Origin of the sequence: Methylobacterium sp. CB376 (assembly GCF_029714205.1) — a bacterium.
In the GTDB taxonomy this organism is placed as follows: Bacteria; Pseudomonadota; Alphaproteobacteria; order Rhizobiales; family Beijerinckiaceae; genus Methylobacterium.
On the sequence record NZ_CP121648.1, the window covers coordinates 7564657 to 7589360 of the forward strand.

Annotated in this window: 22 protein-coding genes and 2 pseudogenes; 10 read left to right on the forward strand and 14 right to left on the reverse strand. The window is 66.2% G+C overall.

Translation table 11 applies throughout. The features are described 5' to 3' along the window. Window positions 1–72: 72 nt before the first annotated feature. From QA634_RS34810 to QA634_RS34820, 3 genes are all read left to right on the forward strand, one after another. Window positions 73–333, forward strand: coding sequence for a hypothetical protein (locus QA634_RS34810; protein ID WP_012336509.1), 261 nt, complete (start codon window positions 73–75; stop codon window positions 331–333). 141 nt (window positions 334–474) lie between these two features. Continuing rightward, window positions 475–699, forward strand: a complete 225-nt coding sequence (locus tag QA634_RS34815; protein ID WP_150108785.1) for a hypothetical protein — start codon at window positions 475–477, stop codon at window positions 697–699. A 136-nt stretch (window positions 700–835) separates the two neighbouring features. After that, window positions 836–1330 (forward strand): MucR family transcriptional regulator, encoded by a 495-nt coding sequence (locus QA634_RS34820; RefSeq protein ID WP_012336511.1) that lies wholly within the window; start codon window positions 836–838, stop codon window positions 1328–1330. Between the two features lie 213 nt (window positions 1331–1543). Here QA634_RS34820 and QA634_RS34825 read toward each other — a convergent pair whose 3' ends face one another. Then, entirely contained in the window at window positions 1544–1996 is a 453-nt protein-coding gene (locus tag QA634_RS34825) for a hypothetical protein (protein ID WP_012336512.1), read from the reverse strand. Window positions 1997–2138: 142 nt separating this feature from the next. On the opposite strand from QA634_RS34825, the gene QA634_RS34830 reads away from it, so the two are divergent. Beyond that, entirely contained in the window at window positions 2139–3527 is a 1389-nt protein-coding gene (locus QA634_RS34830; protein ID WP_168169187.1) for an HWE histidine kinase domain-containing protein, read from the forward strand. Between the two features lie 445 nt (window positions 3528–3972). On the opposite strand, the gene QA634_RS34835 is transcribed toward QA634_RS34830, so the two are convergent. From QA634_RS34835 to QA634_RS34850, 4 genes are all read right to left on the reverse strand, one after another. Continuing rightward, complete coding sequence (locus tag QA634_RS34835; RefSeq protein WP_012336514.1) at window positions 3973–5448, reverse strand: methyl-accepting chemotaxis protein; 1476 nt, start codon at window positions 5446–5448, stop codon at window positions 3973–3975. A gap of 356 nt (window positions 5449–5804) precedes the next feature. Next, window positions 5805–5981, reverse strand: a complete 177-nt coding sequence (locus QA634_RS34840) for a hypothetical protein (RefSeq protein WP_283027118.1) — start codon at window positions 5979–5981, stop codon at window positions 5805–5807. Then, window positions 5917–6717 carry a hypothetical protein gene (locus QA634_RS34845; protein WP_012336515.1) on the reverse strand — a complete coding sequence of 267 codons (801 nt, stop codon included), beginning with the start codon at window positions 6715–6717 and terminating at the stop codon, window positions 5917–5919. The genes QA634_RS34840 and QA634_RS34845 overlap by 65 nt, the downstream gene beginning before the upstream one ends. Window positions 6718–6938: 221 nt before the next feature. Beyond that, window positions 6939–7882 (reverse strand): IS630 family transposase gene (locus QA634_RS34850; RefSeq protein ID WP_085984480.1). Its coding sequence is split into 2 segments (ribosomal slippage): window positions 6939–7546 and window positions 7546–7882, totalling 945 coding nucleotides; the frame shifts between segments, so codons are not numbered across the junction. Window positions 7883–8104: 222 nt separating this feature from the next. Here QA634_RS34850 and QA634_RS34855 point away from each other — a divergent pair. Beyond that, window positions 8105–8266, forward strand: a complete 162-nt coding sequence (locus QA634_RS34855) for a hypothetical protein (protein WP_168169188.1) — start codon at window positions 8105–8107, stop codon at window positions 8264–8266. Window positions 8267–8815: 549 nt separating this feature from the next. Further along, a complete protein-coding gene (locus tag QA634_RS34860; protein WP_265576493.1) occupies window positions 8816–8998 on the forward strand; it encodes a hypothetical protein in 183 nt (60 codons plus the stop codon). Window positions 8999–9466: 468 nt separating this feature from the next. On the opposite strand, the gene QA634_RS34865 is transcribed toward QA634_RS34860, so the two are convergent. Further along, a complete protein-coding gene (locus tag QA634_RS34865; protein ID WP_012336520.1) occupies window positions 9467–9655 on the reverse strand; it encodes a hypothetical protein in 189 nt (62 codons plus the stop codon). Window positions 9656–10017: 362 nt separating this feature from the next. Here QA634_RS34865 and QA634_RS34870 point away from each other — a divergent pair, with 362 nt between their 5' ends. The 3 genes from QA634_RS34870 (at window position 10018) to QA634_RS34880 (ending at window position 13578) form a co-directional block, all read left to right on the forward strand. Continuing rightward, a complete protein-coding gene (locus QA634_RS34870; protein ID WP_168169189.1) occupies window positions 10018–10473 on the forward strand; it encodes a hypothetical protein in 456 nt (151 codons plus the stop codon). Window positions 10474–11095: 622 nt separating this feature from the next. Next, window positions 11096–11932 carry an IS5-like element ISMtsp20 family transposase gene (locus tag QA634_RS34875; RefSeq protein ID WP_012336521.1) on the forward strand — a complete coding sequence of 279 codons (837 nt, stop codon included), beginning with the start codon at window positions 11096–11098 and terminating at the stop codon, window positions 11930–11932. A gap of 815 nt (window positions 11933–12747) precedes the next feature. Next, complete coding sequence (locus QA634_RS34880; RefSeq protein ID WP_150108787.1) at window positions 12748–13578, forward strand: hypothetical protein; 831 nt, start codon at window positions 12748–12750, stop codon at window positions 13576–13578. Window positions 13579–14031: 453 nt separating this feature from the next. On the opposite strand, the gene QA634_RS34885 is transcribed toward QA634_RS34880, so the two are convergent. Both QA634_RS34885 and QA634_RS34890 read right to left on the reverse strand, forming a co-directional pair. After that, on the reverse strand, window positions 14032–14853 hold the full coding sequence (locus QA634_RS34885) for an ABC transporter substrate-binding protein (protein WP_445928376.1): 822 nt from the start codon (window positions 14851–14853) through the stop codon (window positions 14032–14034). Between the two features lie 705 nt (window positions 14854–15558). Continuing rightward, window positions 15559–16290 (reverse strand): recombinase family protein, encoded by a 732-nt coding sequence (locus QA634_RS34890; RefSeq protein ID WP_012336524.1) that lies wholly within the window; start codon window positions 16288–16290, stop codon window positions 15559–15561. Between the two features lie 676 nt (window positions 16291–16966). On the opposite strand from QA634_RS34890, the gene QA634_RS34895 reads away from it, so the two are divergent. Next, window positions 16967–18367, forward strand: coding sequence for an IS30-like element ISMtsp4 family transposase (locus QA634_RS34895; protein WP_012336525.1), 1401 nt, complete (start codon window positions 16967–16969; stop codon window positions 18365–18367). A gap of 322 nt (window positions 18368–18689) precedes the next feature. Here QA634_RS34895 and QA634_RS34900 read toward each other — a convergent pair. The 6 genes and pseudogenes from QA634_RS34900 to QA634_RS34925 all read right to left on the reverse strand — a co-directional run. After that, a pseudogene (locus QA634_RS34900) lies at window positions 18690–19013 on the reverse strand (transposase); the annotation flags it as partial. Between the two features lie 68 nt (window positions 19014–19081). Continuing rightward, window positions 19082–19957: an IS21-like element ISMtsp8 family helper ATPase IstB gene (istB, locus tag QA634_RS34905; protein WP_012290057.1), complete on the reverse strand. Its 876-nt coding sequence runs from the start codon at window positions 19955–19957 to the stop codon at window positions 19082–19084. After that, window positions 19954–21237, reverse strand: coding sequence for an IS21-like element ISMtsp8 family transposase (gene istA, locus QA634_RS34910; RefSeq protein ID WP_012290058.1), 1284 nt, complete (start codon window positions 21235–21237; stop codon window positions 19954–19956). The genes istB and istA overlap by 4 nt, the downstream gene beginning before the upstream one ends. A 137-nt stretch (window positions 21238–21374) precedes the next feature. Continuing rightward, window positions 21375–21903 (reverse strand): annotated as a pseudogene (locus tag QA634_RS34915) (IS5 family transposase); the annotation flags it as partial. Between the two features lie 53 nt (window positions 21904–21956). Next, window positions 21957–23936 carry a primase-helicase family protein gene (locus QA634_RS34920; protein ID WP_265576673.1) on the reverse strand — a complete coding sequence of 660 codons (1980 nt, stop codon included), beginning with the start codon at window positions 23934–23936 and terminating at the stop codon, window positions 21957–21959. Next, on the reverse strand, window positions 23846–24688 hold the full coding sequence (locus tag QA634_RS34925; RefSeq protein ID WP_083784783.1) for a bifunctional DNA primase/polymerase: 843 nt from the start codon (window positions 24686–24688) through the stop codon (window positions 23846–23848). The genes QA634_RS34920 and QA634_RS34925 overlap by 91 nt, the downstream gene beginning before the upstream one ends. Window positions 24689–24704 lie beyond the last annotated feature (16 nt).

A 24704-nucleotide genomic window follows, 5' to 3' on the forward strand; every position in this document is an offset into this window, starting at 1 on the left:
AATGGCTACCCCGACCTGCCTACGCTATGCCGAAAATACAGAGGCAATCTTGGCAGTTTAGGGCGAGGGCTGATGAAGGCTTACGTGGTTGCGCTTAGCGCCTCAGTGCTCCTGGCGAGCTTGCCCGACGCGGTCTTCGCACACGCCGCCTTGCTTGCCCCTGACCAACCAGCGCCGGAGGTCAGCACAGACGCCGCCACCCCGGATCGCATGACTGATGTGGATCCGGCCCTGCTGGCGCACTGCGATGCTGAGGCGCTGCGGAGAAAGCTGAGGGGCGAGGTGCGCAGGGTGTTCGTCGAGTCCTGCGTCGAGCCCGAGGGCAACGACTAAGCCTGCCTCTCCGAGAGGCCCATCCGAGGTGCGGCGGCCGGGCTCGAACCCCTGTCGAGCCCGGCCGCCAGTTCCAGCGACCAGCCCGCCACAGGCTCAAAGGCAGTCGCCAGTCGTACTCCCAGGTGTAGGGGCGTCAACATGCCCGTCACGCCAACCATCAGCGAGCTGCACAAGGCCAAGATGATCTCCGATCGGCAGCTCCGCACGGTCAGCGAAGCTTGTCTGGCGAACCCGTCCATGGGTGTCTTTGAGGTTGCGCCAGGGCTGAGGATTGACCTCGGTGCGGCCGTTCTGGACCATCCTTATACGCTAAGAGGCCTCGAGCAGCCCGAGACCACCTTCGTGGAAAAAGGATGGTGGTGAGGCGGGCGATCCTGCTGGTGCGACCTGTGCGATACGCATCAGCGCCAGTGGAAATTTCAACCTCTCATGTCAGAAAAGTTGACATGGCGAAATCTAAGCATCAGTTTGCCCGCGCTTTCTAGGCCAGGAACTTTTGATGAGCGAAGAAGCAGCGAACAGCCATATCGAGTTGGTCAGCGACATCGTCTCGGCCTTCGTGTCACACAACAACGTGCCGGTAGCCGAGCTGCCGAACCTGATCCGAGGCGTCTACGAGAGCCTGGGCAGTCTCGGGAAGCCGGTCGAGCCGGAGCCGGTGAAGCTCACGCCTCCCGTGCCGATCAAGAAGTCCATCACCCCGGACGCCATCATCAGCCTGGAGGACGGCCGATCCTACAAGTCGCTCAAGCGGCACCTGAGGACGCGCGGCCTCACGCCGGACGAGTACCGCAAGAAGTGGGGCTTGCCGCCGGACTACCCGATGGTAGCGCCGAACTACGCCGCGCAGCGCTCCGAACTCGCCAAGAGCTTGGGGCTCGGTCAGAACCGCCGGAGAGCTGCTGCCGAGAAACGTGCTGTCCTGGACGCCAAGGTGAGCGCGCCGGCCGAGCCGAAGAAGGGTCGGGGACGACCGAAGAAGGCTGGTGCTTGAGGGCGTGGCGCGATCGGGATCGCAAGCTCTCGGCAAGCTTCCTTGACCTGCCGTTCACCGCGCTCGTTTGCTGACGGTTCAAGGTTGCCTCCTACTCTCCCCTCATAACTTCGGGGCTGGGAGGCAGAACCCGAGGCGGCCGGGCAACGTCCCGCACATACAGAGATACCGACATCAGGAAGGCCTCGCCTCGCGGCGAGGCCTTCCTCGTGTTCAGAGCATCGCGAACAGGTCGAGCTGCACCGGGCCTTGATGCGGCCGCCGCGACCGGCCGCGCCTCCTCGACGGGGCATATTCCGGAAGCGCCTGCCCTGGCTTTCCGTGCAGCACCGCTCCAACAACTCGGCAGCCGTCGCCATGGTGGAACGCGTACACCACGTGTGTCCCCGCGCGCAGGATTTCCTGATGCAGCCGCTCGCCCCTCGGAAGGCGCGCCAGTGCCGCGAGCAGGCAGGGCAAGCCGGCCGAGGCGACCTGTATGGCTGGGAACTCGATGGCCCGCATGCCCCAGAGCTGGTGGGCGGCGCCGGCCGTCGTGGTGGTGGCGAACGGGTTGACGGCGAAGGCCGTCATTTCGTCCAGGACGAAGCTCGCGAACCGCTCACGCTCGACAAGATGGCCTGCCACCCTGAGGGCGCTGGCGAGCTGGTGCTTGCTCATCGGCATGGGCGTGCCGCTATCCGCCCCCTCGCGCCATCGCACCCGGCATCCCGCGTTCCGCGCCCCTCTGCTGAGGCCATCGTGGCCGTCCGTTGTAAAGCTCGGACGAAAGTGTAGATACCTTGGCCGAGGATCATGGGTGGAGGCCATGAGCCGGCTCATCCACGTCTACACCAGGCTCGCCTTCGAGTACGGGCCGCGCGCCTACCTCTTCGCGCTCCTCTGCGTCGCCCTCGCGGTGCTCGTGCGGTTCGCCCTCGGTCTCTGGGCCGGGCCCGTGGTGCCCTTCGCCACGCTCTTCCCCGCCATTCTCCTGGCCGCCATGCTGGGCGGACCCAAGCCCGGTGCCCTGGCCCTCGCCTCCGCCACGCTGACCGGTTGGTACCTGTTCCTTCCCCCGACCTTCTCGCTCGCCCTGCCGGATCGCGCGAACCAGGTCAGCGTCGCGCTCTTCGTGATCGCCGGAGGGCTGGTCCTGCTGTTCGGCGCAACCCTCAGGATCGCGGTCGAGCGCTACAGCGAGGCGGTGCAGCAGGCCGAGGCCAGCGAGCGACGCCTGCGGCTGGCCCTGGATGCCGGCCGGCTCGGGACCGCCTGGTTCGACGCGGTCCGGCGGGTCGGTGGCTGGTCCGAGGCCGTCGCCCGGATGCTCGGCCTGCCCGCCGCTCAGAGGGAGGTCACCTACGAGCAGTGGCTCGCCATCGTCCTGCCCGAGGATCGGTCCCTGGCCGAAGCCGCCCTACAGGACGCGCTGGCGCACCCCGATGGCTACTATCAGGCGGAGTACCGCATCCGCCGGCCGAGCGGGGAGGTGCGCACCCTGGAGTTCCGCGGCACGGTCATGCGCGACGACGAGGGTCGGGCCGTGCGGCTGGAGGGGGTGGCCGGCGACGTGACGGAGCGCGCGCGCCACGAGCAGCGCCAGCGCGAGCTGCTCCACGAACTCGACCATAGGGTGAGGAACATTCTCACGGTGGTGCAGGCCCTGGCGGCCCAGACCGCCCGGACCGCCTCGTCGCTTCCGTCGTTCACGGAGACCTTCAGCAACCGGCTGTCCGCGCTGGCGGCGACGCACGCCCTGCTGACCGAGGCGCAGTGGCACGGGGTCGATCTGCACAAGGTCGTGGAGGCCGAGGTGATGCCCTACCAGAATGCCGGGCAGCCGCGGGTGATCATCGAGGGCGCCTACGTGACGATCCCGGCACCCCTGGTGACCCCGATAGGGCTGGTCCTGCACGAGCTGACCACCAACGCGGTGAAGTATGGGGCTCTGTCCGGCGAGGCGGGCACGGTGAGAGTGTGCTGGACCTTGACGACGCTGCCGGAGGTTCGGCTGCAGCTGACCTGGCAGGAGGTGGACGGTCCCCCGGTGGTCACACCGACCCGGAGCGGCTTCGGCTCGCGCCTGATCCGGCGCCTGGTGCAAGACGAGCTGAAGGGGGATGCGCGCCTGGAGTACCGGCCGGACGGGTTGCTGTTTGAGGTCTCGTTCCCGTTCGACAGCCAGGAAGCCTTGCCGACGAAATCCCGGTCTTAGGAGCAGCCTCGTTGCGGGCAATCCGGTGTATCGGCAGCCCGGCTTAAGAGTTGGTCCGGGCCGGGCACGTCGCGATTGGGGATCCGAGCGTGCCCGACCCGCCAGTGACGTTCGACCGAGTGGGGCGCGTACCCGACAGGTCGAGGTGACGACCCGGGAATGCGCGGCTTCCTGGCGGGTTCCCAGGCTGAACCTGGCCGATCACCTCCTGGTCAGCGGGAGCGACTGAGTGCGGGGAAGCGATTCCCGGTTCCGAGCGGCATCCGCTTGGCGTGGATCAGCGTAGCCCTCGCCGAGTCAGCCAGAGCCCGGCTCAGCTCAGCACCGGCGAGTAGAGGGGCTGCCGGTTCTCGTCCGTGATTAAAACCCGAAGGTGCGATGGTCGCTGTCCTTAGAGACCTCGTCCCGCACGGTGTCAGGCAGGAGGCGCACCACCTTCTCGCGGCTAGCCTAACTGGCGTGCGAACTGCGCCATCCGGCTCACGGACGCGCCGACCTCGGCCGCCGCCGCGTTGATGACACCGGTGCTCTGGTTCACCAAGTCGACGCTCCCCGCCGCGCTCTGAAGGCTGCAGGAAATATCGCGCGTTGCTGCCGCCTGTTCGGCCACAGCCGAGGACACGCTGAGCGAGATCTCGCTCAAGGAGCGGATTGCCTCGGCTACCGTGCCGATCGCCTGCACCGCCTCGCCGGTTGAGGATTGCACGTCCGCGATCAGTGTGCCGATCTCCTCCACCGCCCGGGCGGACTGGCCGGCGAGCGTCTTCACCTCGGTGGCGACCACCGCGAAGCCGCGGCCCGCCTCGCCCGCCCGGGCGGCCTCGATCGTCGCGTTGAGCGCGAGCAGGTTCGTCTGGTCGGCCACGGCCCGGATCGACGACACCGCCGTGCCGATCCGCTCCGCCGCCCGCGTCAGCCCCGCGATGATCGCCTGCGCCTCCGTGGCGCGCGCGACCGCCGCGTCGCTCGCGTCCTTGGCCTGGAGGGCGTGCCGGCTCAGCTCGTCCGTCGAGGCAGTGAACTCCTCCGTGCCCGCGGCCACGGCCTGCACGGTCGCCGAGGTCTGGGCCGCGGCTTCCGCCGTGCTCGCCGCCTGCGCAGTCACCGCTGTCATCGCTTGGTTGATCTCCCGCAGGCCCGCCTCGATCGCGGCCTGCGCTTCCTCGCGCGCCTGACGCCGCTGCACGGCCGCGGTCGTGTCGGTGGCGTACTTGACGACCTTCACCGTGCGGCCAGCCACGTCGAGCAAGGGATTGTAGATCGCCTGCAGCCAGATCTCCCGGCCGCCCTTGGCGACGCGCCGGAACTCGCTCGACTGAAACCGGCCCGCGCGCAGGTCCTCCCAGAAGGCCAGGTAGGCGGGCGTGCCGTGCTCGGCCGGGTCCACGAACAGGCTGTGGTGGTGGCCGACCACCTCCTCAAGCGTGTAGCCGACGACCTCCAGGAACTTCGCGTTGGCGGTCACGATCGTGCCGTCGAGGGTGAACTCGATCGCGGCGCGCGAGCGGTCGATGGCCGCGATCTTGCTCGCGTGGTCGGCGGCGACGCGCTTGCGCTCGGTGACGTCCGCGGCGACTTTCACGACCCGCGTTGGCCGGCCTCCGCGCCCGAGCACCGGGTTGTAGCTCGCCTGCAGCCAGACCTCCCGGCCGTCCTTGCCAAGCCGGCGGAACTCGGCGGCTTGGCACTCGCCGCGAGCGAGCGCCGCCCAGAACGCCCGGTACGCCGCGCTGTCGTGCTCGGCCGGATCGACGAGAATGCGGTGATGCTGGCCCTTGATCTCGGCGAGTGTGTAGCCGACGGCGTTCAGGAAGTTGCTGTTGGCGCTCAGGATGATGCCGTCGATGTCGAACTCGATCACCGCCTGCGAGCGGTCCAGAGCCTGCAGCAAGGATGCTGCGCTGCGATCAATGAACCACATGGGACCGTCCCGGGGTCAGGCTGACGTTGACGCGCAAGCTAATGTGCGCCAGTGAATTTTCCGCTACACAAATGCGGCCTTGAATTTAGGGGTCAGGGTTAGGTGCTATCACCTAATCCGGACGGGAAGCACACCGTGCCGAACCAACGGGAGCGCCTGGGGGCTTACCAGCTCAGGGCGGAGGGAGGCTCGGTGTCTCGGACGAGGATTTCGGCACCCTGGCCGTGCTCGGCGGCGAGCAGGTCTCTGTTCATGTAAAACAACATGCATTTTGAACCGATCACTGCCCTAAGCTGCGACCATCCGGGATCGGTGACCATCACCGCGCAATAGAGCTACATGCGGCGCAGGCGTCCTCAGCTGAGGTCCTCAAGGGTCGCCCGAGCGCTGCGCAACAACTCCCTGATCTGGCGCTTGAGGGTGGTCACTTCCGCCGTGCGCAGACCGTCGCGAAAGCGGCCGTTCGCCTTACCCCGCGGGGCGCCGCTCCCGATTGCGCCGCCGTGGAGACGGCAGCGCTTCCGGCCCTTCATGGCGGGCGACTGGCACTCCGTCCCGCGCCGCGTCTTGGCGCAGCAGCGGCGCGCCAGGCGAAGTTGCAAGGGCTCGGTCGTCGGCAGGTCCACAGGGTTGACGTCCATTTTCGAGAGATCCCCCACCCCCCGGCATCGCCACGGCGCCGACGATGGCCTGACCGCCTGGCGCGACGTACACGTGCTCAACCGTGACCTTCTGCTCACCGCCGCGTCGGATCTTGGCCAAGGTTTCGAGCTGGGCGAGGAAGGTCCGCTGCAATTTGGTCGCCAGTGTCCCGAAGCGCTCCATGGCGGCCGTGTCCTTGGCCTCCTTGGCCCGGCCGATCATCGACATGGCGGCCTCATGCGTCGCTACGATCTGCACGGCCAGCATCGCCTCGGCCTCGTTGCGGGGGGCGAGGCCCCCGACAGCCGCAAGGGCAGCGTTGAGCTGCTCCGCCGTGGGAGGAGCCTTGCCCGGCTCGCGCACGACCGCTCCGAGCGAGCCGAGCGTATGGCGCGCAAAGCTGTCCGACGCTGTGCCGAAGAGGTCGACCATGCGGGTAAACTGCCCGGCCTCGTCGCTGTGCAGAGCGCTGAGTGCCACCTCACCTCCCTCTGCAAGGTCCACCTCGTAGGCAAGTGGGAGCGGGCGCGCCCGGATCCGCTGCTTGGCGCGCTCGATCGCCTCCTGCTCCTGCTCGGTCGGCTCCCGTGGAGAGGACGTCACGATCTGGGGCAAAGATTTCGACATGGTGGCCGCCTCGATTTATCGGCTTAGATTTCCTCGGCATCGGGCTTCATCACGCCTCGCGGACCACATGCTGGACCACGGGCAAGGAAAGCACGATTTGAACGTCGGTCAAGAGATTGTATCTGTCTCGACGGCATTTTGCGTAGAAGTCGCGACCAAAGCTTGGCCGATACATGATGTCAACATGTCAGCAATATTTGGCTAGCTAGAGCGTTTTCGGTTTAATCTGGATCGTAGCCTGCAGCGGCGAAGAAGTTGGCACACGCGTCGGGCGTGATGGTGTCGACGAGCCTCCCGATGGCCGACCATAGCCCCTCGACGGTGCGCTCGGCGGCCTTGCGTAGCAGGGCTTTGAGCTTGGAAAAGGCCATCTCGATCGGGTTGAACTCGGGCGAGTAGGGCGGAAGGAAGAGCAATCGCGCGCCCGCCGCTTCGACGGCGGCGCGCACGGCCGGTCCTTTGTGGCTGCCGAGGTTGTCCATCACGAGGATGTCGCCGGGCGTGAGTTCGGGCACCAGCACGCGCTCGACATAAGTCTGGAAGGTCTCGCGGTTGATCGGACCGTCCAGCACGAAGGGAGCGGTGATCCCAGACAGGCGCAGACCCGCCACGACGGTGGTGGTCTTCCAGTGACCGTGCGGCACGGGTGAACGCAGCCGCTCGCCGCGAGGCGAGCGTCCGCGCAGGCGCGACATGTTGGTCGACGTCCAGGTCTCGTCGAGGAACACGAGGCGGGCTGGGTCGAGATCGAGGTGGCCCTCGAACCAGGCCTCGCGCGCCGCTCTCACATCCGGGCGATCCTGCTCGGCGGCGTGAGCCGTCTTTTTTTGTACGTCAGATCCCGCGCGTCGAGGAAGCTCCACAGCGTGCCCAGCCCCACCGTGAGATCCTGCTCATCCCGCAGCCGGGCGCGCATCTCCTCCAGCGTGATGTCGTCGTTCTGTGCGATCAGGCCACGCAGAAACGCCTCGTGCGGATCGAGTTTCGAACGGCGCGCCCGCCCTTGCGGGCGGGCTGCCACCGTTCCAGTCGCCGTCAGGGCGGCCATCCAGCGGATCGAGGTCGCGATCCCGACCCCAAAGCGCGCCGCTGCTTGCCGACAGGAGGTCGCTGCCGCCGCATCCACCACGCGCTCGCGGAGGTCCTGGCTGTAGGGTCGGCCCATGCCTCGCTCCTCGTCCAGAGCGATCAGAGAATCACACCACAGCAAGCCCGGAAACCCCGCAGCGACTCAGCTCAAACCGAAAACGCTCTAGCCGGCGAGGCCGATCGGGGCTTAGTGGCCGCCCTGGAGTGGTTCCGGCGCGCATGGGCGAGCCGGGATTGAGCGAAGCGGGATCGCTCCGTGCTGGGACCGCAGCCACGTCGCAACCGCCAGGAGAGCCGCGTGATCGAGGCGACGCGCCAGCTCGTCCTCACACTGCTGCCGGGCGCGGGCGCTCAGGCTCGCAAACCGCAGGAGCAGTTGCTGGGGCACGTCGTCGAGCAGCAGCCCCGGCGGAACGATGTCGGCCGGCACCGCCTCATCGGGTTCGATCCGACTGGCTGAGCTTTCTGAAGCCACGCTGCTGCGACACTGGGTCAGAAGATGCGACGCTAGTTCAGAAGGGAAGACGAACACGGGGCTAAGCGCGCCGAACAGGCACGTTAAAATTTGGTTAAAACTGAGATACCCCGCTACATTATAGCAAGGCTTGCGCTTGCCGTGCTGATAAGGCCGACGCTTGCAATTGTTTCTGCAATCATCTCCGCCCCCTTTTGCTTGTTGAGACTGGCCATATCGGGCGTTAGGTGATTTGGCAACTCGGATAAGCGGCTTAATGCATGCTCAGGCCGGATCCATCTGGGGCCAGTAATTAGGTTGTGCGCGTTCCATGCAGGGGCGTTAAGTGCCTCGAAATGCTAACGGCCAAGCTGGCCGGATCACGCAGGGGCGTTGCAGTAAGCTGTGGAACTGCCCTGGTCGGTGCGACAAACTCAGCACAGAAACTTGCCCCCGGTGTGGCGCTGTGAGCACACTAGCGGCATGTCCTGTAGCCCACCCACGTCGCACTTCCAGCTCTGGTTACTCTGGCCGCGGCCGGACGGTGCCGGTGTTGTGACCGACCACGAGGAGCTGGGCGCCGTCACCAAGGAGAAGGCAGTCGCGACAGCCGCGGACCGGGCTTGCGAACTGTTCTCCCAGTCTGAGGGGGTCGTCATGCTGCTGGACGGAACGGGCAAGCTGATCTGGTCGAAGCGCTGCGGTATGCCTCGGCCGGGTGACCTCATCGGCTTCTGAGTGCCGCAGACCGCGGGGGCGCTGGGAGCGAGCGCCCCAGGTCACGGCGATCAGGGTGGGGCAGCGGAGCGGCGTCGCCTCGCTGCGACCCGCTTGGCGTTCTTGGCGATCTTGGCGAGGTACGCCCGACTGCACCCGGCTGCTGCCTGGATCTGAGACCACGTCAGACCGGCCGACAGCATCGCGGCGATGCCGGCGTTCCGCTCCGTGTCCTCCGCCCGGCCCCTGTAGAGACTGCGCGATCCCGCACGCCCCCGAGCGCGGGTTCACCGACGCGCGGGCCGCCGCGGGCCTCCACGGCCGACCAGCGCCCCCCCCCAAGGGCCTTTGGGCCCAGCTCCGAGGCGCCGCCCTTCGCCAGCACGTCCGACCGCGTGTTGCTGCCGTTCCGCCGCCCACCAGCCGCTAACGCCAGCGTTGCCCGGGAGCCACGGGAGGGCGCCGCTCAGGGCCGGCGCAGAGCCGCCGCTACCCCCGCCTCCCGCCAGCCCCCAGAACTCCGCCGACCTTCTCGACGGCGCGGCCGACCTTGATCAAGTCCTTGCGGAACGACTTCACGCTGTCGTCCTCCGCGACGCGTTGCGACGCCCCCTTGAGTTTCGCGAGCGGCGCCGAGAACTGGTCATCGACGCCGATCGGCCAGTCCCGCCGCGACATGGGCCGGAAGGCGAAATAGCCCCGGGCCTCGCCTACTCGTCGCCGGCGGCGCCGTCCGCCGGGCCCGTTCGCGTTTGCCACAGGCCCCGGCGGCGGCCCGATGCTCCGGGATGAGATCTCCGGGTCGTCGCCCCGAATTCCGAGACCGCCCGCTCTTGTCGTCGCAGGTTCGAGCGGGCGAAGGCAGCGACCGGTTGACCGTCCGTGACCTCGATCGGGCCGGTCGCTGTAGCTGGCGGCCGGGCTCGCTGTGAGGGCCGAGCCCGGCCGCTGCACTGTTCCAGCGCATCCCCAGGCCGTCCTGGCGCGCCACCTGCCTGACGCGCTACCACCCCGCCCCAGGCCGGCTCGGGCGGGCCTTCGTGGTCGATCGCGTCGCGCTCGCCGGCCACCGCGACCTCGGCCTGACCGAGGCCCACATCCGGGGCGCCCTCGCGGTGCTGGAAGCGATCGGCTTCGTCGAGCGGGTCGAGGTCGCCGGCTCGGCCTACCACCGCACCGCAGTCGGGTCGCAGCGCAAGCCAGTGCAGTGGCGGTTCGGCGTGGAGTACCTGCCTGCCTTCAGCGCGGCCAACGAACGCGAACAGCGCGCCCGTGGCGCCCGCTCTCCGGCTCACCGCCCTCCACCGGCCGCAGCCATTCGCCCGCCAGCGGCCAACGTCGTGACTCCCAGGGCCATCCTGCCGAGCCAAGTCGCCAGAATAGACAGCCCAGCGTTAGCGTCCCTGTATTCTGGCGAGCAGGTTCGACCGGAGCCCAATCCGGGGCGGGAGGCAGCACTTGCACGACTTGGACAGGGGCTAGGACTGGCAGGTTAGCGGCAAGCGGAACCATCGCAGGGCTGCCGAGGCCAGAGCAGTGCTTTCGCAGCTCAGAACTTCCCGGACCTCGATGCGTTCAGTTCAGCCTACGATAGCACTGACCATTGCTCTTGAAGTATCCGGCAGGACACCTCTTCCCTGTAGTACGAACTGGCTTGGACGGTCCCGACGGTCGATCGCAGCTCGGTCCGCAGATTGTTCCTCCGCCCGTATTTGGAGACGCGGCGGAAGACGTATTAATCGCAAAAGTGCTTAGAGCAAGCACGAAGATGCATCGCAGAGCGTGCTTCATGGTATTGCCCTCCAGGGCTCGCCAAAATTTCATTGAATCATAGGATCTGTCAATACAGAGCCCTGCCGAGCGCCGACAGTACTAGCCGCTCGCGACTCGCGCAGCTCGCGCGCCTTCTCAGCGATGGCCTTGTCGCCCGCTGAGGCGACAGCCCGCTGCTGGGGCTGCGGAAGCCGCGCCACCTGGGCTGCGGCCGAGACGGAAACGCGCCCAGTCTCGACGGCCTTGCCGATCTCCGGGATGGCCTTCTTCTGAGAGCCGGGCCGGAAAGGAATTGAGTAATATCAATGAGTTGTGGTTCCTCCATCCCGATGAGAGGAGGATCCGATGGCCTGGGATGATGCGGCTCGCTACCACCATCGGCGTTCGTCAGCTCGCTATCCGAGTGACATGACGGATCGGGAATGGGCCGTGATCGCTCCGCTTCTGCCCCCACCCAAGCCTGGAGGGCGGCCGCGCACGACCGAACTGCGGGCGGTGATGGATGCCATCCTGTACATCGCCACCGGCGGCTGCCAATGGCGGATGCTGCCCAAGGATTTTCCGCCCCGCTCGACGGTGCAGGGCTACTTCTACAGCTGGCGGGACAGCCGCCTCTGGGAGACAATCAACCACCTGCTGGTCCTGAGCGCGCGTGAGCTGGAGGGACGGGAGGCCAGCCCGACGGCCGGTGTCATCGACAGCCAAAGTGTGAAGACAAGCGAGAGCGGAGGGCTGGCGGGTTACGATGCGGCCAAGAAGATCCAAGGCCGCAAGCGCCACATCGTGACCGACACCCTCGGGCTGATGCTCTTCGTCCTCGTTCACGGGGCTGATGTGCAGGATCGCGACGGCGCCCCGTCTCTGCTGAAGGCGATCCGCCACCGCTTTCCCTGGCTGCGCCACATCTTCGCCGATGGCGGCTATGCAGGCGAGAAGCTGCGCGGAGCGCTGCACGGTCAGGGCGTCTGGACCATCGCAATCATCAAACGATCCGACACGGCCAGGGGCTTTGAGGTTCTCCCGCGCAGGTGGGTTGTTGAACGAACATTCGCCTGGCTTGGCCGTTGCCGGCGTCTTGCCAAGGATTGGGAGAAAACCACCGCGAGTTCCACGGCGTGGGCCTTTATCGCCAGCATCCGGCTGATGTCACGACGGCTCGCAGGGTACTGCTTTCCAACGTGAACTTTTGAGTCCGGCTCTGAACGGCAGCCGCGCGCGAGGACGGCCCATTCGCATAAGCCCCTGTGCGGAACCCTGCCTGATTTGGGCGCGCACCGTCACTCACCCTTTCCCACCCCGTACCACCCTCAACCCGCCCAGGGCCAGCGGCAGGTCCGGCGGCTTGGGCGGCCCGGTCAGGTCGGGGAAGTAGGCGTGGCACCGGGGCACATACTCGTTTCCCCGCACCTTGTCGGGCGGTGGATAGGGGCAGTCGTGGGCGATGCCCTCCAGCTCAGCGCATCACCCAATCTCCTGCATAGCTCCCCTCAAAGCGCGGTGGACACTTAGAGCACCTATCAAAACCGCCTTCTCTCCTGAAATTTCAACTACTTAGCGGGAGCGAAGGAGGGTTGTGTTAGGGGCTCTTATTTTCTGGACATGCCACTCCATGCCTCGACGAAGGTGGCGCGTCTTGGAAAAGAGTGTGGTGATCCTGTTTGTGCCAGATTAAGGGCGCGCTTCGCGAAATTGGCATGCTCCAGAGCCCAGTCGGGTCGGAGAAAGCGCCTTTGTTTCTCGCAAAACGCGCCTTGGCCGATCCGCGCAAGCCGCCATGACGGCTAGCTTAACCGCTGCATGACGAAGTCGTGGCTTTTGTGAGGGGGGCACAAACAATGAGTTTTACATTTAACTATGGCGGATACGGTAATCAGACGATTACTGGACTAGACGACTAGGATTACAACATCTTAATAGGAGACTACCCCGGTCTAGGACAAGGAGAAGCAGGCGGTGATGACATCATACGCCTCGGAAGCTACTGCAGCAACAATCTCGTGTACGGCGACGCATATTTCATGACATCGTCAACTGGTGGAAATGACACCATCAGCGGGGGAGATGATTGCTCCCTAAGCACAATCTGCGGCGACGCGCTCACCATGTCGAATTCAATTGGTGGCAATGATGCGATCACAGGCGGATCAAACACCGGAAGCTTGGTGTATGGCGATGCGACCAATATGTACAATTCAGCTGGTGGTAGTGACTCTATCATAGGAGGATCCAACGGATACAACGAGATATACGGCGACGGTCTCTACGTAGAATCATCGACATGCGGGAATGATTATATAGTGGGAGGGGCTGATTCAACCAACTTGATCTATGGCGACAGTAGTTATAACAGCGGAACACAATGCGGGAACGACACTGTCGCCGGCGGTGTAGGTGGGGTCAACTTCTTGTACGGCGATAGCCGAACGGCCGTTACGGGATCTCGTGCCGGTGATGACCGCCTGATAAGCGCAGCGAACACCATCGACGAGATGTGGGGCGACTGGCAGTACTCGGACGGGACGGCCATCCAGGGGCACAACGTGTTCGTGTTCGGACCGAACAACGGCAATGACATTATCCACGACTTTCATCCTGGTGAGGACAAAATCGAGTTCGACGGCTTATATGTGGACAAAGTGCCAGAGAAGGCGTTAGCGCGCATCCCGGTTCAGGCGGCAGCTCATCTTCCGACGAGGCTCGCCATGCTCTCGGAGCTTAGCATTGAGGTATCCGGCGGCAATAGTATCATCCACGTAGATGCAAACAACAGTATCACAGTAGAAGGAGTGATCTCATTATCGGCATCTGACTTCAAATTCATCGCTTAAGGCAATCCTGGTGATCAGGCTGATCCTGACCTGTCGACCAGATCACTTTTGGTTTAAGGCGGCGAACCCGGCTCAAGTGAACCGCCTCCGGTGCCGCGGCGGCATGGCGCGGATCGCCTGCATCACCTCGGGTGGAATGCGGAGCGGCTGCGGCGCGGTCGTCAACACCACGATCGCACCCGCAACCGCGTTCGCCACGTCGTCGTGCGCGCCGGCTGGATGATCGATGCTAGGTCGCCGGCTCGGCCTTCCGAGCCACCGTGCGGGCTGCAGCGCCGAGGTCCAGGTTTGACAGTGCTGGATGCTCGCAGAGGCGACTTCCGACCCGGAGCGGACATTGGCACCCTGCGCCTAGGCCCGGGACCAATAGCGGGCAGCTAACGGTCGCGCCGAGGCAGATGGCAGCCAGCAAGGTGGTCGAGGCGATCGTGACGTGTTCTAGCGCAACTCCGCCTAATCGATGACCTCGTCAGCCGCATTCAAGATCTCTCGCGGAATTGCTATGCCGAGCGAATTCGCCGTGCTCTGATTTATGAGGAGCTCAAAGTTTGTAGGCTGTTCCACGGGCAGTTCTCCCGGGCTTGCTCCTCTAAAAATCCTGTCGATGTAATGTGCAGACCGGCGGTAGACAGCCGACATGTTAGGCCCGTACGAGATCAAGCCACCCACTTCAGAAAACACTCTGCTCTCGTAGAGCGCTGGAATTCGATAATGCGCAGTGAGATTTATGATTAGCGACCGGTTCTCGGCGGATATAGGAGTTAGACAGACAAGTAACGCTTGAGCTCCTTGTTCTTTCAATAACACGAAGGCCTTCGCCAAATCTTCAGCCTGGTTGATATCATGCACGGCCAGACGAATTCTTGCTTGCTGCGCTGCCGGTTCGATCTCCTTCAACAATTGTTTGGAGGCTGGGGTAGCCCTATTGATATAAGGAAAGAGGCCGACGTTGCTTACACCCGGCACGAGTAATTGCAGCATCTGTAATTTCTTAGCCGCCAGTTCCGGCGACATAATCGTTACGCCCGTAACGTTGCCCCCAGGCCGCGCCAACGTCTGGACGAGACCTGCACCCTCGGCGATTGCCGTGCCCGACAATACAATCGGTATCGAGGAGGTCGCCTGCTTAATGGCATTAGCCACAGGGGTGGCCGTCGCGACGAAGATATCAACCTTCAATTCAGCAAGCTCGGCCGCAGCTGCTGCTAGCGTTTGAGGATTACCGTGAGCCCAGCGCCACTCCGTCTTGAGATTGCGGCCTTCGACGTAGCCCAATTTTCGGAGTTCCTGCTCAATTGCGTCTGCATATGGTAGGAGAGCGGATCCATACTCAACTCTGCCGATCCGCAATATTTTAGATCGCCCCTGTTGGCCAAAAACCAGCCCCGGCCAAATGCCCAAGCCTGCTAGGCCCGTAAACGAGAGCAACGATCGTCGGTTCATCTATTTTTTGCCTTATCCGTTTGGTTCTTTTAATCGTAGCGCCGCCCTATAATTGAGTAATATCTGGTTGACTCAGGCGACCAACCTCCGCTAACTCTACGAGCCTGTACCCTAGCAACCAAAAGCCCAGGTCATCACGCGCCAGCATCGCGACGAGCACAACCATAACACAACGACCTGCCCGGCGCGTGCGAACCTCTTCAACTGATCGAGGCTGCGGGCACGACCCTATCAGAGGCCCTGCGCATGCCCGCTTTCCACCGAGGCTGTGTGAAAACGCGGGCAGATGCTGAAAACGTAGAACAATCTTCTCTGTGGCAGACACTCCAGGCCGCCAAACGCCGCCCCAGAGGCCGACAAGATGCCTATTCCGGCACTGGCCAGGGCGTCCGAGGGAAAATCCTTCTACCGCCTCCGCGTTTTCACACAGGCTCCACCCGTAGCGGAACTCGTGCGTGGGTATCAAACGTCAGACTTGATCCACTAAGAAGCTCCAGGAAGCCCGCGGAGCCTGCCGGGCGGGTTAGGGGGTTACCGTCAGAGGCAGAACGCCCATCTCCAGCCAGCATCGGAGCCTGCCGCGGGCCTCAGGCGGCGGGCAGGCGGTTCAACACCCGACGCACCGCGGTCGGGGTACAGCGGGCCGCCCCCTGCGCGGTCGGGATGCCGCGCTCGGTGGGGGCGCGGGCGATGCCGTTGGTCGAGGTGACACCAGCCGCGCGAAGCTCCGCGAGGACCGGCGCGACGCGCGCCGCGTTGCGGTCGCCCCTGGCCTTCCTGCCGGCCCTGGCGGCCCCGTGATCCGCCTCGGTGAAGGTCCGGCCCCGGGAACCCGCCCATCTTGGTCCCGCGGGCCTTGGCGGCGGCCAGGGCGGCCTTGGTGCGGGTGCTGATCGCCTCGCGCTCGTGCTCCGCGATCAGGGCCATGATGCCGACCGTGAGCCGGTTCGCGTCCGGCATGTCGGCGGCCACGAAGTCCACGCCCGATCGCTCCAGGTCGCGCAGGAAGCCCGGATCGCGCGAGAGGCGGTCGAGCTTGGCGACGATCAGCTTCGCCCTGTAGAGGCGGCAGGCGTCGATCGCCTTGGCGAGTTCCGGCCGGTCCGCGCGCTTGCCGCTCTCCACTTCGATGAACTCGCCGACGACGTGCCTGCGGGCCTCGCCGAGGTAGCGCGCGACCGCCTCGCGCTGCGCGTCCAGGCCAAGCCCGGAGCGGCCCTGCTTCGCCGTGCTCACCCTCACGTAGGTTACGAACTTGCCGGCGGTCATGGCCCCTGCTCGCTTTGCTCACCGTTTGTTGAGCAGCGTGATAAGATGGGCAGAGCGGGTAAACCGCGGCGGGGTCGAGGTCGAGGGCCGCCGGTCGAGGTGTCGAGGGCTCGCCGCCCTGGTCGAGGCCGCTGGTCGAGGCGCCAGGACCGCGCAGAACGGCCGCGGAGCCTGCCGCGGTAGGGGATCCGCACCTGCCGGGGGCGGAACGGCCGCCACGGACCAACCTCGCGGCCTTGGTCGAGGCGCGAGGGCCCGCTGCCCTGGTCGAGGCGCGCGGCTGATCCCGGCTCGGCCGAATGTCCAGGCACCAGCGGGGTCTATTCATGCGGTGGGCTATGCGCCGGACATGGCGGTGGCCTCGCCGGCTCCGGTCACTCGCTCCGCGCTCTTGGCGCGGAAGCTCGGCCTCGCGGTCGAGGCGCCTAGAAATTTTTTCTTCGAGTGTGAAGGCGCGGACGTGCCGCTTTCCGACCCAGGAGCGGCCTCTCGCCCCGCGCCAGTCGCCGCCGGCCGCAGGCCCCTTCCGGCCTCTCGCCGACGAATTCGAGCGGGCAGCCACGCTCCGCCAACCTCGCCGGGCCTCGTAGCTCGCCTCCGCCGCGCCCTTCCGCCGCTGCGGGACTCATGGTGGATTCAAGTGGTCGTCGCAACGGCTTGGCGGAGGGCGGTTGTGATGGCAGGTCGGCGGCGTTCGGATCGGGCACTTCGCGAGAAGCTGCGGTCACCGGGTCGTCCCGGGGTCGGTCTGCGCGAGACGTGGCGGGGGTTCTGGGCGTTCCTCGCGCAGGGTCTCTCCAGCGAGGTCGCAGCGATGAAGCTCGGGATCTCGCCACCGGTCGGCTCGCGGTGGTTCCGGACAGCAGGCGGAATGGCACCTTCCCACCTGTCACCATCATCCAAGTCGCCTTCTGCGCGCTACCTGTCGTTGGCTGAGCGGGAGGAGATCGCGATCCTACAAGCGCAAGGTCACGGGGTCCGGGACGTCGCTCGGCGTCTGGGACGGGCGGCGTCGACCATCTCGCGGGAATTGCGCCGCAATGCGGCGACCCGCAGTGGCGGCCTGGACTATCGCGCCACGACCGCGCAGTGGCACGCTGAACGCGCGGCACGCCGGCCCAAGCCAGCAAAACTGGCGGGGAACGCAGCGCTGCGGACGTACGTGCAGGAGCGGCTCGCCGGAACTGTCGCGACACCGGGCGGGAGCGCTCTGCCTGGCCCTAGCGTTGCCTGGAAGGGACGGCGGCACGGGCGACGCCAGAGCCGCCGATGGGGTCGATCCTGGAGTCCGCAGCAGATCGCCGAGCGCCTACGGCTCGACTTTCCGGGCGATACGACGATGCGCATCAGTCACGAGGCGATCTATCAGGCGCTCTACATCCAGGGCCGGGGCGCGCTGAAGCGTGAGCTGACCGCGTGTCTTCGCACAGGACGGGCTTTGCGTGTGCCGCGGGCCCGCAGCCTGGGCCGAGGCAGGTCGTTCGTCACCCCCGAGGTGCTCATCAGCGAGCGTCCGCCCGAGGTGGAGGACCGCGCGGTGCCGGGGCACTGGGAAGGAGATCTGATCCTGGGTCTGAAGAGTTCGGCGATCGGGACCCTGGTCGAGCGCACGACGCGCTTTACGATGCTGCTGCATCTTCCGCCGATGGACGGCCATGGGGTGACACCGCGTGCGAAGAACGGCCCGGCGCTGGCGGGGCACGGGGCCCAGGCGGTGCGCGAGGCGATCGCCGGCACGATCGCGCGCTTGCCCGAGCAGCTGCGGCGCTCGTTGACCTGGGACCAGGGTACCGAGATGGCCGAGCACGCGCGCTTGCGGATCGACGCGGGTCTGCAGGTCTACTTCTGCGATCCACGCTCACCCTGGCAGCGGGGGACGAACGAGAATACGAACGGGTTACTGCGACAGTACTTCCCGAAAGGAACGGATCTGAGCGCCCACAGCGCGAACGATCTTGCTGCTGTGGCCGCAGCCCTCAACAGCAGACCGCGCAAGACGCTGAACTGGAAGACGCCGGCAGAGGCGCTCGACGCTGTGCTGGCTGCCGTGCAAGATGGTGTTGCGACGACCGCTTGAACCCAAGCATTGTCGCCGGGTCCGTGTGAGGCGGGCCATAGGTTGTTGTCGAACACGTTGAACAATGTCGAACACCCTAACCCATTGATCCAGCTATCGTGTTCTACTGTTCTACTTGTTCTAGATAAAAGGGGGTAAGAGGTACAATGGCGCGCCGCACAGGGCGGAGGTGGGGCTCGAACCACCGCGAAAAATTTTTCCTGGCGAACTGAGCACGAAATGTTGAACACGTCGAACAATAGAACTAACCAGGAATATCAATGGCTTAGCGAGCCAAAAATGTTCGGCGTTCGACATCGCGATCTAGGGCGTCTCTGCAAACTCACGTGAGCCAAAGCATGGTCATGCCGAGCGTGACCATGGCGAGGTAGTTGGTGGCGCGCTTCTCGTAGCGGGTGGCGATGCGGCGATACTGCTTGAGCCGGTTGATCAGCCGCTCGACCCTGTTGCGTTCCCGATAGGCGACCTTGTCGAAGTCGGGCTGACGCGGCTGATCCTTGCGGGTCGGGATCACCGGCTCGACCCGCCGCTGCTTGAGCCGGCGGCGGGCGGGTGGGCTGGAGTAGCCTCGGTCGCCCGCCGCCCGGCGCGGACGCAGGCGGGGGCGGCCCCGCCCCGGCCGCCGCACCGCGCCCTTGTCCATCAGTGTCAACGGGCTTCGAACCTTCCGCAATTTCGGGCGCGCAATTTTCCTCAGATCGGCGGGCTCGGCGGTCAGGCGATGCCGAGGTGAGCACCTCCATTCTTGGGCGGGCGTCCGCGCCGACGCGGAGGCGGGGCGAGCGGCGGAGCCTGCAGGGCTGCCTTCGAGCGGATGTGCTCGGGCATGAGCGCGGTGTGCTGGCGCAGCCGGTAGCTTGAGCCCTCGATCTGCACCACCACGGCGTGGTGAAGCAACCGGTCCAGCAGCGCGGTCGCCACCACCGGATCGCCGAACACCTCCCCCCACTCTGCAAAGCCGCGGTTCGAGGTCAGGACCATCGCGCCCCGCTCGTAGCGCGCGTTGACGAGCTGGAAGAACAGGTTGCCCCCGCCCGGCACCACCGGCAGGTAGCCGATCTCGTCCACGATCAGCAGCGCCGGCCGGCAGAAGTAGCGGATCTTCTCGCGCAACGTTCCTTCCCGCTCGGCCCGCGCCAGCGTTCCCACAAGGTCGGCCAGGGTGGTGAAGTACACGCTGCGGCCCGCCTTCACCGCCTCGACCCCGAGGGCCACCGCCAAGTGGCTCTTGCCGGTGCCGGGCGGGCCGAGGAAGTGCAGCACCTCGCAGCGGTCCACGAAGCCCAGCTCGGCCAGGGCCAGGATGCGGGTGCGGTCGAGCGAGGGCTGGAAGGCGAAGTCGAAGCCCGACAGCGTCTTGACCGTCGAGAGCCGCGCCATCACCAGCGCGGTCTTCACCCGCCGGCTCTCGCGTAGGCTCAGCTCCTCGCTCAGCAGGGCATCGACCGCCTCCAGCGCGCTGAGTTCGCCGCGCTCCAGCCGCCGCACGGTGGTGTCGACGATCTCCAGGGCGCGCGGCATCTTCAGCCCTACCAGCGTGGCCTTGATCCGCTCGACCAGTGGGGGGATCAGCTCGCCAGTTCCGCTCATGCCGCGTCTCCCCGGTCGGTCCTGGGCACGCCGGCTCCCGCGAGTTGGCGGGCTACGGCGTCGTAGATGGCCAGCGGGCGACGCGCGACCTGGTCGCCGGCGCGCCTGACGACCACCGGCTCGGCAGGGTCTCGTGGCTCGGGCGGGGGAGATCGCGGCCGCCGATGGGCTGGATCGACCTGCGTCAGCCCACGCCCTTCCAGGGGCAGGTGGCAGGCAACGAGCTCACCCGCCTCGTAGATGCGGATCTGATCGGCCAGCACGTGCACCTCCAGGGCGCGGCGGCGGGTGGTGTCGGGCACGCTGTAGAGATTGCCCGCCACCGAGACGAAGCCCTCGTGGGTGACGCGCCGCTCCAGGCTGAGCACGGCTTCGTAGGGCACGGGCGGCAGCGCCCGCAGCTGGCTGCGCTCCTCCGCGAAGGCGTCGGCGACGATCCGCTTGGTCGTGGCGTGCCGGCGGGCGTTGGCCACGGTGTCGAGCCAGTGCCGCAGCTGGTCGTTCAGGTCGTCGAGGTTGCGGAACGAGCGGGCGAGGAAGAAGTCCTCGCGCAGGTAGCGGAACGGGCGCTCGACCTTGCCCTTGGTCTTGGCCCGGTAGGGACGGCAGGCGCGCGGCAGGAACCCGTAGTGGCGCGCGAGATCGAGAAGGCTGCGGTTATAGATGACCAAGCCGTCGGGATCCTCGCCGATCACGGCGGTCTTCATGCGGTCGTAGAGGATCTCGCGCGGGGCGCCTCCAAGGGCCTGGAAGGCGGCGATGTGGCAGCGCAGGACCGTCTGCAGATCCTGGTGGACGACGAAGCGGGCCCAGAGATAGCGCGAGTGGCCCAGCACCATCGCGAACAGCCAGACGATGCGGGTCACGCCCGGCTCGTCGGCGAAGACGACCTCGAAGCGGGCGAGGTCGACCTGGGCCTGCTCGCCCGGCGGGGTCTCGAAGCGGCGCTCGATAGGCAGAGGAGCTGAGGGGCGAAGCAGGGCCACGGCTCGCTTCACGGCGGTGTAGGCCCCTGCGAAGCCGCGCTCCTTCAACTCGCGCCAGAGACGGACGGCCGTAAGCTGCGGGTAGGCGGCCAGGCGCTCGCGCAGGTAGGGCAGGAAGGCGTCGGTGGCCCGCGCGCGGGGGGATCGCGGTCCGTAGACGGGCGGCTCGAGGCCGCGGGCGATGTACTTGGCGACGGTCTTGCGGTCGAGGCCGAGCTGGCGGGCGATGGCGGTGACCGAGAGGCCCTGCCGGTGGAGGTCCAGGATCGTCATGAGTTCCCCGAGGCTGACCACCGCGCCGCTCCCTCCCGCCACGGGGACCAGCTTCGGTGAGACGGCCGCCGCGCGGGCATCCCGCCTCAAACAGGAGGCTCAGGGGCGGCCGGGAGGGTGGGGAAAATTGCAGGCCCACAAGTGAGGAGGATCCAACGCCCGCTCACAATCAGCGCGTCCAGCGCGAACTGCTCGTGCCGCTCGCCAGCCGTGAGGACGGCCGCCATCGGCTTGCCCCCGCCCTCGGCGCGCAGGTGCAGCTTGGTCGAGAACCCGCCCTGGCTGCGCCCGAGCGCCTCGCCCACGCCCTCGACCGTCCCCTCACCCTCCGATGGCGCCGGACCGGCGTGCCCCGGCGGCGTGCTGGTGGGCGCGCACCACCGTCGCGTCCACGAAGTGCAGGTCCCAGTCGAGGTCGCCGCAGGCGTCCGCCTGCGCCTGCAGGCGCTGCAGCACCCGGTCGAACACGCCAGCCTTGCGCCAGCGGTAGAACCGGCTCGACACGGTCCCAACCGCCCCGTAGCGCGCCGGCAAGTCCTCCCAGGGCGCGCCCGTGCGCAGGATCCAGAGCATGCCGTTGAGCACCTGGCGGTGATCCTCTGCAGGCCGGCCCGTGCGTGGCTTCTGCGGCGGCAGCAGCGGAGCGATCTGCTCCCACTGCGCGTCGGTCAGTTCAAAGCGTCGCATCCCGACCACGTGGGGGCTCGCCCCGCCCGTGTGAACCCCTTTGCAGAGACGCCCTAGAACAATGGGTCTCCAACCCCTGATCCGGGCTTGTTCGGACACTCGGCGTCGTCATCCGATCCCGATGCGGTGTGCCACTCGGCGACGGCCCTCCCCCACGGCCAGCCGGGGAACAACGCCTCCCACTCCGCCCGGAGTTGGGCGAGCGGCGGGAAGGTCCAGCCCTGCCGGCGCATCACCTTCCGGTGGTTCGAACAGCCCTTGCTCTTCAAGTAGCTGCCAAGCTGTCTGTCGCTCACGGTCTTCAGCTTCGGCGACATCTCGCGGGCCTGATCGAACAGCCCGCGCCGCCGCTTGCTGCGGGTGTTGAAGCCGGCCGGCACCTCTTCGTCCCATCCGGTGGAGACGGCGCGGTTCGGTTCGCGGGGGTCTGCGCCTTCGAGAATGCCGGTTTCGAGCAGTTCCACCCACCATTCATCGAGCGGCCGGAGGCTCCGCTCCTGCTGTTCGACCAGGGCGGCGGTGCGGACTACCTGGCGCGGGTGCCAGCCCTTGAGGTCGAAAGCGAGGAGGTCATGCAGCATCGCCGCGAGCCCGCCGGCCTCCATCTCGTCGTAGAGGGGGCCGAACCACTCGGGGTCCTGCTTGTGCACGTCCGACACCGCGAAGACCGCGAAGCGGCGCTCGTCGGCGCCGGCCGGCACGATCCAATCCTCGTTGCTGGCCATCAGCACGTGGAGGCGGTTCGGCACTGTCACGCCGTCTCGGCCCTTTCCTTCGATGAACAGGTCCGGCTCCGTGATCAGCCGCTTGAGCGAGCCCTCCGCCGACTTGTCGCCGGGCCAGTAGGCTTCATCGGCGAAGAGGAAGCAGGCATCGCGCAGGTGCGCGTTGAAGCGGCCGGACAGGTGCTCGGCATCCGAGATGTGGGTCGCGTGCTGGCCCAGGATGCGGCACAGAGCGTTGCCGAGCGTGCCCTTGCCGGTGCCCTTGGTGCCCTTGAAGACAAGGGCCACTTCGGCCCGCCGGCCCGGGTTCTGGAGCAGCCAAGCTAACCAGGCGATGATGTAGCGGTCGGCCTCGGCGTCGCCGGCGGCCAGTACCTCCCGGATGTGGCGCCTCAGCCGAGTCCAATCGCCGGGCTGGGGCTGGATCGCGAAGCCGCGCCAGAGGTTAAGCTGACCATCGACTTCGCGGCCTTTTTCCGGCTCGAAGATAAGTCCATTGTATTGCCGGCGATCCGGGTGCTCAAGCCACCAGTGACCTAGCTTTTTCTTCTTATCTTCGGAAATACGGACAGTCTTGTTGATGTAGAAGTTGCGAAAATCCTCGAATGAGAGGAAGTTCGCAGCCTCCCGCGAATGCCCGTCTTGGTGTTCTAAATTGAAGGTGAGGACGCGCGTCTTGCCGCCCTCCATGACGACGCAGTATTTCTCGTTCATCTCGGCGAGCAGGGCGTCATGATAGCCGCCCGGAGGTGCGGGAGGCGGCGGGGTGCGCGGCTTGGCCATCCCGGCCGTCAAGCCGCTCTCGATCGTCGCCCACGCCTGCGCCTCGCCGTTCGTCTCGACGTAGCGGCAGGCCACGGCGGCGGCGTACATCCACCGCTTCACGTCCTCGGCGTCGAGGGCGCCCGCGCCGACGTAGCGGCCGAGGTTGTGCGAGGAGACGTTCAACTGAATGTTCCGGCCGGTCTCGCGCTTCTCGGACACGGCCCTGACTTCGGCCGAGACCACGGCCGAGAGGTAGCGTCCGCGGAAGCCGGCCCGGTCCGGCAGGTTCGGCCGCCACGGCCCCAACGCCTTGTCGCCATAAAGCTCGAAGGCGTTTTTCTCCGGGTAGGGATCGGCCCCGGCCGCCGTCGCGGCGGGCGCCTTCGCCGTCGCGGCGGGCGCCTTCGCCTTCGTGGCCTTCGTCCCGGTCGCCCAGGCCGCGCCCAGATCTTCTATCCACGCGATAGCCTGCGCGGCGACCGTCGCGCGGATCGCCTTGGCCGCCTCGGCAGGCTCGTCGGGTTCGGGCGGCCTGTCGCACAGGAGGTCGGCGAGGTCCGGCGCCCCGGCCTCGGGGGGCAAGCCGCAATCGCTCTGGCGGGCCTCCACCGCCCCGTCGCCGGCTGCGTGGGCGAGAGGGCACCTATCAGGCGGTCGATGCCGTCCTGCGGCAATCCTGCGCCCCTACAGAGTGCACCGACCGCGCGGGCCAGGGCGGTGCGGTCCGCCTCGGCCTCCGGGTAGTGGCGCGCCAGGAGTGCCGCCACCGCGACGCCCACCGTCGAGCGGCGCAGCACGTCCCCGCCGGGGGAACTCGGATCGCCGGTCCTGTCCCAGCGGATCACCTCGCCCCCGGGATGAACCGAACCCGGCCCGACCGTCATCGCGCCCTTGCCGCCGCCGCCAATGCGCAACTCGACCAGCATGCCGCCGGCCGGGTCTTTGAACTCTTCGGCCTTACCCTGGAAGGTTTCGGATAGATTGGTCCTGTAGAGATAGTGCGATCTCGGCTTGGACTCTCTGCCGAAGATCGCATCTGTCTCGGGCAGCAAGTAAGGCGCGGCCTTGACCGCCTCAATGTAATCCAAATCTACATCGGTCAAGCCTTTGGATTTTGGGCCCATCTGGATACCGACGTTGCTCTGCGCAGAACTAAAGTATTTACCGACATTCTCTAGCGTGATGGTGCGTTTTTGCCATGCTTTGCCCGTCGCTTTTTTAGTACCGTACGGGACAACAACTGGATTAAATTCTCGCTCGATAAAGTCCTTAGCGATTTCGATAGGGGGTTTCATTGCCTATCTCCATTGT